The sequence below is a fragment of the Streptomyces sp. NPDC127117 genome (assembly GCF_042677325.1).
Taxonomy (GTDB): Bacteria; Actinomycetota; Actinomycetes; order Streptomycetales; family Streptomycetaceae; genus Streptomyces.
This window is the reverse complement of the sequence record NZ_JBHXTM010000053.1, coordinates 39976-53257: the sequence shown is the minus strand read 5'-3', so window position 1 is coordinate 53257 and position 13282 is coordinate 39976. Positions and strand designations below refer to the sequence as shown.

Genomic DNA, 13282 nt, shown 5'->3' with positions numbered 1-13282 from the left:
CTCCCGATCGGGACCTCGCTCCGACTCCCGATCGGGACCTCGCTCCGACTCCCGATCGGGACCTCGCTCCGACTCCCGATCGGGACCTCGCTCCGGCCCCCATCGGGACCTTGCTCCGGCCCTCGCTCCGGCCCCCGCTCACCGGCGTACGGGGAGACCGGCCGCCCGGAATTCGACGTGCGCGACGACGGCACGCTGATCGGGCGGCTCGACGTCCCCGGGGCGGTTGCCAACATCTCCTGGGGCGGCGCCAGGCGCAACCGCCTCTTCATCGCCGCCGAGACCAGCCTCTATTCAGCGGTCATGGGTGTCACACGACTTCTCCCGGTTGCCCCTCACGGAGCCGTCGGCAACCGCAGCCCCGTGCACTTCCCGCGCCGCACCTGGTCCTTCGCGAACGCGGCCACGTACTCGCGCAACAGGGCGCTGCGCTCGGCGCGTTGCTTCTCCGTGGGCGGGCCGGACTTCTCGCCCGCCTTCCCGTAGGAGTAGTCCTCCCCCCACTGCGCGGCGAAGCCGATGTTCTCGCCGTCGCATTCGGCGACGGCCCATGCCCGGGAGTCGGTCGACGAGGGCTCCCGGAAGACGCCCTCGCCCTTCGGCGAGCCCGTCACGCGCAGGTCGGGGCCCCAGTCCCCGAGCCAACCGGTGAGTTCCACCATCGATTCGCCCGGCCGTGTGCCGTCGCCGTCCCGGCGCGGTGCGTGCAGGGTGCAACGTCCGACGACCCCACCGTCGGCGACGGCGATGCGCACCTGCCCGTCGCGCCCCTCCGCCGGTACGCCTGCGGTGGCCAGGGCCCCGCAGGCGGTGCCCTTCGCCTCCGCGCGGGGCACGTACGCACCCGTGTCCGGCACCGCCCCGTCCTCGGGCGCGGGCAGCGGCGTACCCCCGCAGCCGAGCTTCTCGGTCACCTCGTTCGTCATCCGCACCGCGAGCCGCAGCATGGCTGCCTTCTCCTCGCGGCTCTCGGCGAAGTAGGCCCAGGTCCCCACCAGCAACCTGCGGTGTTCCGCGGCGGGCCGCTTGCCGCCGCGCGGGCACTCGGGCATCAGGTAGACGACGCTGTTGTCGGTCTCGAAGCCGGGCAGCCCGCCGGGCAGCACGGCGTACGGCGGACGGCCGCTGCCGATGAACGACATCTCCTCGTCCCGGTCCGCACCGTCCGGATAGGTGTCCACGGCGACCACGACCTTGTCCTTGTCGGTCGTCAGCACGCAGTGGTACTCGCCGAGTTCCTCGTCGAAGGACTCCTCCTGCTTCCCGAGCCGGGTATCCGGCCGCACGGTCTTCAGGTCGCCGCCCGGCAGCTTGCCGCCGCACGCCTCACGCGCCAGCCACCAGTCCTTGAGGGGCGCGCGTACCGACGCCCCGACGGCGACCAGCACGGCCAGCGCACAGACCGCCGCCCACAACAACACGCGGTGCCGCCGCGCCCAGTTCTCCACCCGTTCCCCCGGTCCACTCGTGCTCCGACTCCGGCCACACCAGTGTGAACAGCCCGCCGCGCCGCCCGCAGGCAGGGTGCCGATGGACGGTCACGCCTGCGGAAGGCTGAAGATGCGGTCCAGGTGGTGGCGCAGCACCTTTGCGGCCGATTCCGCCTGCCGCTGGCCCACCAGGACGCTGGTGCCCATGCCGGCCGCCATGGCGAGCAGGCTGATGGCCTCGGTGCGCGCGTCCATGCCGGGATCGGCGAGACCGTCCTCCTGCGCCCGCCGCAACAGTCCGGCCAGGGCGTCCTCGGCGGCGTCGGGGCTGTCGATGAACGGCTGGGCCGCCAGCGCCTCGTCGGTCACGGAGAGGATCGCGTACGAGCTGTAGAGGAGGTGGAAGGTCCGGCTCTCCTCGTCGGTCGGCAGGGAGGTCAGGAGCAGTGCCTCGGCGGTCGCGCGCGGTCCCGGGTTGTCGCCGGCGGCCCGCAGCCGGGCGCCCACGCGTGCGGTGAACCGGTCGGTCAGATGCCGGAGCCCGTAGAGCAGCAGCTTCTCCTTGGTCCCGAAGTAGTACTGCACCAGCCGCAGCGATACGCCCGCCTCGGCCGCCACGTCCCGCATGCCGACCGTGTGCAGGCCGCGCCGCCCGGCGACCCGGACGAGCGCCTCGGCGATCTGGCCCCGCCGTTCCTCGTGGTCCACGCGTTTCGGCATGCTCTCGTGTCTCCACCCGTCGGTCGCGCCCGCATGGCCAGGGCTGCCCGGAATGGCGCGGCTGACCGGACGCCTTCATGGTACCGCCGTACCAACATAATGGTACGGTCGTATCACGAAGAACGAGAACGAAGAACGACATCCTCACCGGAGGTGCCGCCGTGCCCGAAAACACGACCCGCGTACGCCGTGACATCGGCCGTTACGTCAACGACACCCTGCGCGACCGGTACTTCGCCGCCTGCGAGGCCGTCTACGCGCTCGGCGCCCCGGCCCGTTCCGAGACGGACGTCGAGACCTCCTTCGGTACCACCCACGTCTACCGCTACGGCCCCGCCGATCCGGCCGCCGAGTCCCGTACCCCGGTCGTCCTGATCCACGGCTCCGGCGGCTGCTCCGCGCAGTGGTACCCCAACACCCGCGCGCTCGGTGCCGAGCGCCCCGTCTACGCTCTGGACACCCCCGGCGACCCCGGCCGCAGCGTGCACCGGGAACCCATGTGGCAGCCCGAGCGCGCCGCCCGGTGGATGGACGAGGCCCTGGACGCGCTGGGTCTGGACCGGGTCCACCTCGTCGGCTCCTCCTATGGAGGCTGGCTCGTCATCAACCAGGCCCATCTGCGCCCCGGGAGGCTCGCCTCGGTCACCGCGCTGGACCCGGGCGGCCTGGAAAAGGTGGGCCTGCGCTTCTTCGTCTGGATCTTCGCCAGCCTCTTCGCCACCTCCGCCCCCAAGGCGCTGCGCCCCCGTCTGGCCGCCTGGCTGGAACAACCCGTGCTGATCGTCCCGGAGTTGCGCGCGATGATACGTGCGGGCGTGCGGGCGTTCCGTATCCGCCGCCCCGCGCCGCTGCCCCTGTCCGACGACGAACTGGCCACCATTCGCACGCCGTTCCACCTGATCATGGGCAAGCGCAGCCTCCTGGTTCACCCGCAGCGCCAACTGGAACGAGTGCCGCGCCTGATCCCCGGAGCCCGGGCCGAAATCATCGCCGCCACCGGCCACGGCCCACAGATCGACTACCCGGAGCTGGTCAACGCCCGGATGCTGGACTTCATGAACGACACCGACGCCGCCACTCCACCCGCGAACCGCACCGGCACCGCCGACGGATGACATCGCCCGCACCCGGTGCGGACGAAAAGACCCTGGAGGCCACGAAGGGCTTCGTGGAGGTCGTCGTAGGCGTCCCAACAGATCACACTGCCGTCGTCGTTCAGCCTGCCCATGTACCGGTCGTCATCGTCGACGGCCTTGACCAGGCACAGGCTGCCGAAACCCAACACGATCCCGGCCAGGAGGTCCGGGTCGTCCGCCGGCATCCTCACCCATGTCACTCTGCGATCGGCGTCGAGGGGGACGGCCCTCCGGACCCCTCGACGGCGGGGAGTGGCGCGTCCAGGATCCGTGTGCGGGGCAGCGTGAGATCGAAGTGCCCTTCGAGGAATCCGAGGGCTTCGAGGGCTTCGAGGAATCCGAGGACTTCGAGGACTTCGAGGGCGATGCGGTGTACATCGCGATGCGGCGTGTCCTCCAGCACGCTGTAGCCCCCGAAGGCGATCGACCGGGGGGGCGAGCCAGGCTATTCCTCCGTCGGCTGCTCCGGCGGATTGAGCCTGCGGAAATACGTCCAGCTGGTCTCGTTCGGCTCGCTCCACTTCTCCGGGGCCCGGGCGAACTCCGGGTGGTGGTCGGCGATGTAGGCACGGGTCCGCTCGGGGACCTCGGCGTACGAGCCGAGCTTGCGGCCCCGGCAGTGGAAGGTGAGGCCACCGGGCCGCTGACCGCGGGCCATCCACGGGAGCCACGGGGACATCCGGGACCACGACATGGTCGCCGGGACACCGGGTGCCGTACCGGCCAGATCGGCCCGGTCGGCGAAGAACTGGAAGAGCTCCAGGGCCTTGTACGTGTCACCGGCCGAGTGGACCGGGTACTGGGCCACCGGCAGCGGCGAGGGGTAGGCGAGCGGGATCTCCAGGCTGAAGCAGACCTGTCCGCCGAGCTCGGTCGTCGGGATCGGGAAGGGGCGCCACTTCTGGTTCGCCGGGTCGTTCCAGACGTGCACCACCGGCAGGTCCTGCCAGGTCTCCAGGATCTCGCGGGTGGCCGGGTCCAGGTAGAAGGCGGCCTCACGGGTGAGCAGCCGGTAGGCGTCCGGCCCGGCCTCGGCGTCCTGGACCAGGCGGGCGACGTTGAGCCCTTCGAACCCGAAGACGCGCTGGTAGGGCTCGTCGGGCGCCCACGAATACACGTCCCCGGACCACCAGTACGTGACCTCCTCGCCGTCGAGCGATGCGCGGGTGCGGGCGAAGGAACGGAGCAGCTCTGCGGGTGTCGTCATACGGGCCACTCTGCGCGACCGCCGTCCCGGCCGGGCGGGAAACACCCCGGGCCGGTGTGGAAGCGGCCGGAAAGAGCCGATTCCGCCGAAAGGCGCCGTGGTCAGGGATCGACAATCGGCGCTGGATAAAAGACAAATGACGAATAGTCACCTCCGATAGGCTGGTCATTCTTGATCAGGCCACTGTTTTTGGAGGTTGCACGGTGTCCGAATCCGGCGGTGCGGGTTCCTCGCCCGGCGCTGTTCCCCCGCCCCCGGCCCACGCGCCCCGTCCCGCGGTACCGCCCCCGCCCGCCCCGACGACTCCGCCCGGGCCGACGCCGTCACCCGCCCCGATGCCCCCGCCCGGGCCCCCGCCTTCGCCCGCCCCGACGACTCCGCCCGGGCCCCCGCCTTCACCTGCCCCGACGCCCCCGCCCGGCCCCCCGCCTTCGCCCGGGCCGACGCCCCCGTCGCCCACCCCGAGCGGCGGGATGAACAAGGGCGCCGTGATCGCGGCGATGGTCACCGCGGCGGCCACCATCGTGGCCGCCGTCATCACCGCCGTGGCCGTGGGTGACGGCGACAGGCCCGCCGCGCAGCCCGGCCCGGCCGCGGGCGCCTCCACTCAGCCGTCCGCCACCGCGCCCTCCCCGTCCAGGACCAAGTCCGAGTCCCCGTCCGCGGGGGAGCCGGTCCAGTCCCTGCCCGTCCGGAGTCCGGCCCCCAAGATGTCGGCGAATCCCCGGATCGAGGCGAACCCGGACAGTGGCCCCGTCGGCGCGGTGATCACCCTCACCGGCTCCGGCTTCGCGTCGGGCGAGCGCGTACGCATCACCTTCCACGGCAGCTACAGCTCGGAATGGGACCTCCGGGACGTCACGGCCTCGTCCGAGGGGGGCTTCGTCGCGGAGATCAAGGTCCCAGCGACCTACGTGGACGACATGCAGAAGTCGGTCGAGGTCAGAGGACTGGACAGCGAAAAGCGGGCGGACACCCCCTTCACCGTCACCGAGTGACCAGGTCAATGGGCGGCCGGGAGCGCGGCTGAACCCGGACGGTAATCTTTTCGTCTTCCCTTGTCGGGCGGACTGTTCTTCGTGAGGGAGAAAGGCGGCCCGGCCGGAAGGTGGCGAGCGGAACCAACCTTCACATCTGACCAAAATCTAGAAAATCGGCCGAAAATTGAGAAATCGAATATCGCAGGACCTTTCGCGAACGGATTCCAGAACCGCGCTCCCCCTGTGGCGCCGACCACGGGCGAGACTCTGGGCCTTGGCGGGTGTCGTGGCCGTCGGCTTCCTCGTCGCGCTGGAGATCACCGCGCATCACTACGGCCTGCCGGGGCCGATGGCCAGCCAGGCGCGAGAGGTCGTGGTCCCACCCAAGTCGGGCTCCCTTCTGTACGCCGGCATGGCGTTGATGATGCTGGTGCTCACCTGGCGGCAACGGTTCATCGCGGTTGCCACCGCGATCGGTATCGACCTCGTCTTCCTGGTGGTCCGGTGGGCGGCCGACATCGAGGTGACCGAGGGGCACCCCTTCGGCAACGGCGCGCTGTGGGTGATCCTGGGCTGCGCGGTCATCGCCGTCACCCGACGTACCGGCAGGGAACGCGCCCTGCTGCTGAAGGGCGTCGGGCTGGGCCTGCTGCTGGTGGCCGGCCGCAAGACCGGCGACACCTGGCTGATCATCACTTCCAAGGCCCGCCCGATGGTGCTCGACCAGTACGTGGCGGTCGCCGATCACGCGCTGGGCAACCCGTCGTGGCTGGTGGGCCGGCTCGTCACGGCCACCGGCCCGATCGGCTTCAACTTCCTCGACATCGTCTACGGCCAGCTCGCGGTGGCCGCGGTCATCGTCGCGCTGTACCAACTGCGCAACGTGGCCGCCGAGCGCCGCTTCCCGGTCCACCACCTGGTGCGCACCTTCCTGGTGATCGGCCTTCTCGGGCCCGCCATCTACATGATCTTCCCGGTGGTCGGGCCGCTCTACGCCTATGGCACCGGCACCGAGCACTGGGAGTCCGTCAGTCTGTGGTGGTCGAACACCTCGTCCAGCGCGCAATGGGCGGTGGCCGACCTGTGGCCGGTGACGGCGCCGCCGGTCGATGTCCCGCACCACATGCCGTTCGACGGGATCACCCCGCGGAACTGCATGCCCAGCCTGCACACGGCGTGGGCCACCGCGATCTTCATCCATTCCCGGAAGGGCCCACAGGTTCTGCGGTGGGCGGGCACGTTCTGGCTGATCGCGACGCTCACCGCGACGCTGGGATTCGGCTACCACTACGGCGCGGACCTCATCGCCGGCGTGGTGTTCACCCTCACGATCGAGGCAGCCCTGCGCTCGTTCGACCGCGGCTGGGACCGATCGGGAATCCGGCTGGTCGCCTACGGCACGGCCGTCTTCGCCGCGCTCCTGGTGTCCTACCGCTACCTGCCGTTGGAGATGGCGAAGCTTCCGTGGGTGTCCGGACCACTGCTCGTGCTGGCGATGGCCTCGGTGATCTACGGCTACGTGAAGACCACCGCACGGTGGGAGTCGTCCACCACACCGGCACAACACCCGGAAGCACAGCCCGAACCGGTCTGAACCGGGCCACGACAAAGGGAGTCCGGGCCACGACAACGGGACTCCGTGCCACGACAACAGGACTCCGTGCCGAGGGAGCAACCCTCGGCACGGACAGACGGACAGGCGGACGGACAGGCGGACGGGGACCGGTACCCGCCGCGCCCCACACGTCGCGGAACCCCTGCGGATTCGTCCGCGATCGGTAACAGAGGCATCCCGTACAGGCATTCGCATGTCTAGATGGGTGCACGGAATCGGCGGAGACGACAAAGGGGCGGGCGGACATGGCGAAGCACAGGGGAAGGGGATGGCACAGCCGGCTTCTCGCGGCGGCGCTCGGGGTGACAGCGGTGGCCGCCGCGACCTCGGTGTGGACCGCTCAGGCCGACACCGCCGGAGGGCCGCAGCCGCAAGGACGCATCTCGGCGCCGGACGCCCGCCACCAGGACCGGGCCGTGACCAAGGTGGCGGCGGACATCGCCCACGCCTCGGACCGCGGAGCCCGGGGCGTCAACATCACCATCGACGACGGACCGGACCCGGTCTGGACGCCCCAGGTGCTGCGACTGCTGAAGGACAACGGCGTGAAGGCCACCTTCTGCATGGTCGGCACCCAGGCCCAGGCACACCCGGACCTGGTCAAGCAGGTCGTGGCGGCCGGCCACCGGCTGTGCAACCACACCGTCTCGCACGACACCGCCATGGACGGCAAGTCCGAGGCCTACCAGTCCCAGCAGATCCTGGACGCCGAACGCATGATCACCAAGGCATCCGGAGGCGTCCGGTCGCAGTATTACCGGGCCCCGGGCGGAGCCTTCACCCCGTACAGCCGACACCTCGCCGCGTCCCGGGGCATGCGCCCGCTGGGCTGGAACGTCGACACCAAGGACTTCGAGCGCCCCGGCGCGGACGCCATGGTCGCCACCGTCAAGCGCGAGATCACCAACGGCCCGACCGTCCTCTTCCACGACGCGGGCGGCGACCGCTCCCAGACCCTGGCCGCCCTGCGCGAGATCCTCCCCTGGCTGAAGCAGCAGGGATACTCCTTCGGCTTCCCCGTACGGTAATTGAGACCCGCCCCCGTCCCTGTCTCCGACGAAGCCCCCGGCCACGGCCGGGGGCTTCGTCATGGAGCGGGTGACGGGAATCGAACTCGCGCTCCGAGTTCGCCGCGCCGGTACGAGACCATGTGCACGCTGACGCGCAAGAACTTGTCTCAGGGGGGACAGTGTGGCCTTGGAAGTGTGGACTTCGGTCCTCTCGCTCACGGGTGTGGCGCTCGGCGGCGGGCTGACGGCCCTCTCCCAGCAATTCACCCAGAGGTCCGCGGAGCGGGCCGAGGAACGACGGCTGAAGGCGGCCACCGGCGAGGCGCGCCGGGCCGAACAGCTGCATGCGATCAAGGAATTCATCGCATGTGCCCAGGAGGCCGAACGAGCGGCCTACAACCGCCCTGATGCATGGGGCGGTGACGACGACTGGAATGGATCCGCAGGCGCCACCATGACCACACTCTGGGTCGCCGAACGGCACCTCGTGCTGCTCTGCGATCCGGACCTGCACGCCGCTGTCCACGCGTACGGCCGCGCGCTCAACCAAGCGGTATGGCGCGAGATCGGCGACACCGAGGTGAACGAGCACTTGGAGCAGCACAAGGCCGCCTTCATGACCGCGGCCCGCGCGAGCCTGTCACCCCCGTCGGACCAGACGTCATGAGCCCCGGACCGATGGTGATCCCCGCAGGACTCGTCGTACTCGTCGGACCGCCGGCCTCGGGCAAGACCGCCTTCGTCCGTGAGCTGGTCGCTCAGGGGATTCTCGACCCGGAAGCCGTTGTCTCCAGTGACGACATCCGTGCGGAGCTCTACGGGGGCGAGTCGGTGGATGCCGCCTCCGGCACGGCTGATGCGCGGGTCTTCGACGAGCGTGACCGTCGGATCACCGACAGACTCGCCGCGGGCCGCATCGCGGTCGCCGAATCGACGAACGTCACACTCCGGGCACGCGCACGCCTGGTGGCCATCGCCGAACGGTTCGGTGCACCGGTGACCGCGCTGCGCTTCCCCCAGGACGAGGCGGATCTTCTCGGACAGAACGAGGAGCGGGAGAGGAACGACGTCTCTGCCGCGGATGTCAGCGCCTACGCCGCCATCATGAGGCGGGAAGCGAGCAGTGCCCGGCTGCGTACGGAAGGCGCCGCCTTCGTGTACGACGTTCCCGGCCGGGGGCAAGGGGTCACTCCCGCGGAAGCCGCCCGGCGATTCACGTTCTGCCCGCCTTGAGCTGCCCCGGGGTGAGCAGAGCCCGCAGTGTGCGAGGTGCACGTGGTGGGCGAGGTGAGGCGTGAGAGTTCCGGACGACTGTGAGAGTTCCGGACGACAAAGAGCGAGGACCACTGGGACCGCACGGCAGCGCGGTCCTTGACGGGCGGCCCGCTCGTCCGGGCCGGGCGGAGGACGGCCGCCGGCCGGTAGCGATGGCTCGCGGTGTCGGTGGTCGTCGGTGGTCGGCGTGCCCTGCCGGACGGCACCGGGCCGAACGCGACCGGGCGTGGAACGTGCCCCATGTCGTGGCCCCTTGCCCGTGCGGGGTCTCCGATCGCGGAGGAAGCACATCTGGGGCAGGCTCGTGTGAGCGTGCCCTGCGCACATCGGCCCCACCCAGGAACCGATGTGCGCCGCAATCCTCACCACGACGCACCGGAGGTCCGCCCGTGCCGGTATCGAAGAACTCCAAGGTCCACCTGGTCGGCGGCGGCGTCGCCTCGCTCGCCGCGGCAGCCTTCCTCGTCCGGGACGCGGGAGTCCCGGGAGAGAACGTGCACATCCTGGAGCAGCTGCCGATCGCCGGCGGCTCGATGGACGGAGCCATCGCCCCCACACCCGAGGGCGGGTACGTCACCCGGGGCGGCCGGATGTTCGAGGAAGAGCACTACGTGTGCCTGTGGAACCTCCTGGAGACGATCCCGACCCTGGACGACCCGGCGATCTCGGTACGGCAGGAGATGCTCGCCTTCAACATCGAGCACCCCACGAACGCCAAGGCCCGGATCATCAACGGCGACCGCACCATCGCCGACGCCTCCCGGCTCGGCCTGGACGCCCGCGACCGCGCCGACATGACCCGGCTGCTCGCGCTGCCCGAACGGGTCATCGGTGCCCGCCGCATCGACGACTTCTTCCAGCCGCACTTCTTCGCCACCAACTTCTGGTGCATGTGGCGTACGACCTTCGCCTTCCAGACCTGGCACTCGGCGATCGAGCTGAAGCGGTACTTCCTCGCCTTCGTGCAGGAATTCGACCGCATCCACACCCTGTCCGGAGTGCGGCGCAGCAAGTACAACCAGTACGACTCCGTCATCCGCCCGATCCAGGACTGGCTCACCGCCCAGGGCGTCCACACCGATTTCGGAGTGACCGTCGCCGACGTCGAGTTCTCCGACCCCGCCGCCCGCCGGATCTCCCGGCTGTACCTGGAGCGGGACGGCGCCGAAGCCGGGACGATCGAGCTGGGCGATGACGACTACGCGTTCCTGACCATCGGCTCCATGACCGCCGACACCACCTACGGCGACCGCACCACCGTCCCCGAGCTGATCCGCGACAAGCGGGACGGTTCCTGGCGGCTGTGGGAGTCGATCGCCAAGAAGGCACCGGACTTCGGACGCCCGACCGCCTTCTGCGGCAACATCGACGAGACGAAATGGGAATCCTTCACCCTCACCATGACCGGCCGCACCCTCCTGGACCGCATCCAGGAGTACACCGGCAACGTGCCCGGCGAAGGCGCCCTGATGACCTGGAAGGACTCGCGCTGGCTGCTCTCCGTCGTGGTCCCGGCCCAGCCTCACTTCCGCGACCAGCAGGAGAACACGTACACCCTGTGGGGATACTCGCTGTTCGGCGGCGTCCCCGGCGACCACGTGCCGAAGAAGATGGACGACTGCACCGGAGCCGAGATCCTCGACGAGCTCCTCGGCCACCTCGGCTTCGACGACATCGCAGACGAGGTACGTGCCACCACCAAGGTCACCACCGTCCAGATGCCCTATATCGACGCCCAGTTCCAGCGCCGCGTCGTGGCCGACCGCCCCCGGGTCGTCCCTGAGGGCGCCGAGAACTTCGCCTTTCTCGGCCAGTTCGTCGAGATCCCCGAGGACGTCGTCTTCACCGTCGAGTACTCGGTCCGCGCGGCCATGATCGCCGTCTACCACCACTTCGGCGTCGACAAGGAGATCCCGCCGATGTACCACGGCCTGGCCGACCCCAAGATCGCCTGGTCCGCGCTGAAGACCGCCTTCGCCTGATGAGGAAGCGGGCCGCTCCGGTCCGCACCCGTCGGGGCCGGAGGCCCGGACGATGACACAGCCCCAGGTCGCTGACCTGGGGCCTTGTCATGGACCGGGTGAGGGAATCGGACCCGCGTTCCGACCGTTCCGACCGTTCCGACTGTTCCGAGACAGCGCGGTGCGGCCCGGCCGTGGAGAGGGCGGGCATCGCCGGAGGTCTGCAGTCCGCGACCCGCGAACTGGGCAGCGCCCTGGGTGTGGCCGTCGTCGGCACCATCCTCACAGCCGGGTTCACGCGCCATCTGCCTGCCGACCTGGGCCGGCACACGCCGCTCCCGCACACGGTGCAGGAAGCGCTCACGCCGGCCCCGGCCCACCGCACCGCCGTGACCGAAGCGTTCACCCACGGTGCCGACACCGCGCTGCGCGCCGCGGCCCTCGTCGTGCTGCTGGCCGGAGCCCTCGTCGTCGCCGGCGCCCGCCGCGCCCACCGGACCGCCCCGCGACAGCACAGGGGCCCCACGTCACCTGACTTCGGTGCCGGCGTCGTGATCAGGGCATTCCCACCCATCTCCGCCAATCCCGCGACCCTTTCCGGGCGAAGGGGGACACGCTCATGCGTGCATTTGTCACTGGAGCGACCGGTTGGATCTCATCCGCCGTTGTCGACGAACTCATCTCGGCGGGCCACCAGGTCATAGACCTGGCCCGATCCGACCGGGCCGAGCAGGCTCTCACGGCCGAGCACGCCAGGGCGCCGCTCGGCTCCACGTACCACTACTTCCCCGGCGGCAAGCAGCAGCTCACCACGGAGGCCGTCCGGTACGCGGGGGAGGCGATCGCCCGGAATCTGCGCAGGGAACTGGAGGCCGGCCCGGTCGCGGGGCTGCGAGCCCTTCTCGCCCTGTGGCGCGAGACCGTCGTTGGCACCGACTTCCGTGCCGGCTGTGCGGTTCTCGCCGTCGCCATCGAGGAGCCTCCGGAGGCCGAGATCCCGCCCGCCCTCACGGCGGCCGCCGAGGTTTTCGATCAGTGGGAGGACCTGCTGGTTGCCTCGCTGAAGGCGCACGGCGTCGAACCGGACCGCGCCGCTCAGGTCGCGACACTCGTCGTCGCGGCCGTCGAGGGGACGGTGGCCATGTGCCGCGCCAAGCGCAGCACGGAGCCCCTGGACCGCGTCGCGCGACAGCTCGAAGCAGTGCTGGTGGACGCGCTCGACCGGCCGACCTGACGAGCGCCCCCGCCCGACCGCCGTCACGGAAGGCTCATGAGGGCGTCATGGGCTCCGTGCGAAACACCCGGTGACTGCAGCCCCCGGGCGTCCCCAGGGTTGGGCGGTCCCGGGCGGCCCGGCCGGCCTTCCGGTGACGCCGGTGCAGAGAGGTGTGGGACTCGACCGCGCCCATGTCGCAGATCACCGGGCATCTACGTAGCCGGTACGGAGCCTGATTCCTGCGTCACCCGTCAGGCGGCGACCCGTGGGCCGCACCGGCTGTGAACGTGCCACTGCTCCCGCAACGTAGCCCGGAAATGTTGTCCGTGAGTCTGCGGAGCTCCGCCACCCGGTCGCTGGGCAGGGTGACGGTGATGCGGGTCGTTGAGGACATGCGGCAAGCACGCTGAGGTATGCGCCTCCCGTTTCCGCCTTCCGAAAGGGGACGAGGCGAAACGTGCGAGCCGGACGGAGCTGCGGTGCGCACGGTTCTGTTCTGCGGGGTACCGGTGCCACTCCTTCGACTCCGCCCGGGTCGTGGGTGAAGGGACAGCGGTGGCCCCGCGAAGGCGGCCGTAGGGGGGCGACGCGTGAAGTGCCTGATCGGAGAGGTGACCGCCGTGGTTCGCTCGATCGGGCCGCCGGGCCGCCGGGCCGCCATTCGGCCAAGGCCGCCCATTTCACTTGGCGGCCGACTTGGTTCGAAAACCCGGACGAAGCGGTGAGTCACCT

The 13282-nt window shown here is 70.3% G+C and carries 12 protein-coding genes and 1 pseudogene; 9 read left to right on the top strand and 4 right to left on the bottom strand.

The features are described 5' to 3' along the window. Positions 1-186: 186 nt before the first annotated feature. Positions 187-336 (top strand): annotated as a pseudogene (locus tag ACFVH0_RS33115) (SMP-30/gluconolactonase/LRE family protein); the annotation flags it as partial. Here ACFVH0_RS33115 and ACFVH0_RS33110 read toward each other — a convergent pair. Further along, the gene (locus ACFVH0_RS33110) at positions 336-1448 is read right to left on the bottom strand and encodes a hypothetical protein (protein ID WP_385826298.1); all 1113 of its coding nucleotides are present in this window, start codon (positions 1446-1448) and stop codon (positions 336-338) included. The pseudogene ACFVH0_RS33115 and the gene ACFVH0_RS33110 overlap by 1 nt on opposite strands. Before the next feature lie 90 nt (positions 1449-1538). After that, positions 1539-2150 (bottom strand): TetR/AcrR family transcriptional regulator, encoded by a 612-nt coding sequence (locus tag ACFVH0_RS33105; protein ID WP_385826297.1) that lies wholly within the window; start codon positions 2148-2150, stop codon positions 1539-1541. 161 nt (positions 2151-2311) lie between these two features. On the opposite strand from ACFVH0_RS33105, the gene ACFVH0_RS33100 reads away from it, so the two are divergent. Further along, complete coding sequence (locus ACFVH0_RS33100; RefSeq protein ID WP_385826295.1) at positions 2312-3265, top strand: alpha/beta fold hydrolase; 954 nt, start codon at positions 2312-2314, stop codon at positions 3263-3265. A 217-nt stretch (positions 3266-3482) separates the two neighbouring features. On the opposite strand, the gene ACFVH0_RS33095 is transcribed toward ACFVH0_RS33100, so the two are convergent. Next, positions 3483-3689 (bottom strand): hypothetical protein, encoded by a 207-nt coding sequence (locus ACFVH0_RS33095; RefSeq protein ID WP_385826294.1) that lies wholly within the window; start codon positions 3687-3689, stop codon positions 3483-3485. A gap of 42 nt (positions 3690-3731) precedes the next feature. Further along, positions 3732-4493, bottom strand: coding sequence for a DUF1838 family protein (locus tag ACFVH0_RS33090; RefSeq protein ID WP_385826292.1), 762 nt, complete (start codon positions 4491-4493; stop codon positions 3732-3734). A 473-nt stretch (positions 4494-4966) separates the two neighbouring features. Between ACFVH0_RS33090 and ACFVH0_RS33085 the strand changes: the two genes are divergently transcribed. From ACFVH0_RS33085 to ACFVH0_RS33055, 7 genes are all read left to right on the top strand, one after another. Then, entirely contained in the window at positions 4967-5491 is a 525-nt protein-coding gene (locus ACFVH0_RS33085; protein WP_385826290.1) for an IPT/TIG domain-containing protein, read from the top strand. A gap of 256 nt (positions 5492-5747) precedes the next feature. Further along, a complete protein-coding gene (locus ACFVH0_RS33080) occupies positions 5748-7067 on the top strand; it encodes a phosphatase PAP2 family protein (protein ID WP_385826288.1) in 1320 nt (439 codons plus the stop codon). 266 nt (positions 7068-7333) lie between these two features. Continuing rightward, positions 7334-8116, top strand: a complete 783-nt coding sequence (locus ACFVH0_RS33075) for a polysaccharide deacetylase family protein (protein WP_385826286.1) — start codon at positions 7334-7336, stop codon at positions 8114-8116. A 163-nt stretch (positions 8117-8279) separates the two neighbouring features. Further along, on the top strand, positions 8280-8765 hold the full coding sequence (locus ACFVH0_RS33070; protein WP_385826284.1) for a hypothetical protein: 486 nt from the start codon (positions 8280-8282) through the stop codon (positions 8763-8765). After that, positions 8762-9331, top strand: coding sequence for an AAA family ATPase (locus ACFVH0_RS33065; protein WP_385826282.1), 570 nt, complete (start codon positions 8762-8764; stop codon positions 9329-9331). Before ACFVH0_RS33070 ends, ACFVH0_RS33065 begins: the two co-directional genes overlap by 4 nt. Positions 9332-9762: 431 nt before the next feature. Next, entirely contained in the window at positions 9763-11355 is a 1593-nt protein-coding gene (locus ACFVH0_RS33060; protein ID WP_385826280.1) for an oleate hydratase, read from the top strand. A gap of 598 nt (positions 11356-11953) precedes the next feature. Then, a complete protein-coding gene (locus ACFVH0_RS33055; RefSeq protein WP_385826279.1) occupies positions 11954-12568 on the top strand; it encodes a TetR family transcriptional regulator C-terminal domain-containing protein in 615 nt (204 codons plus the stop codon). Positions 12569-13282 lie beyond the last annotated feature (714 nt).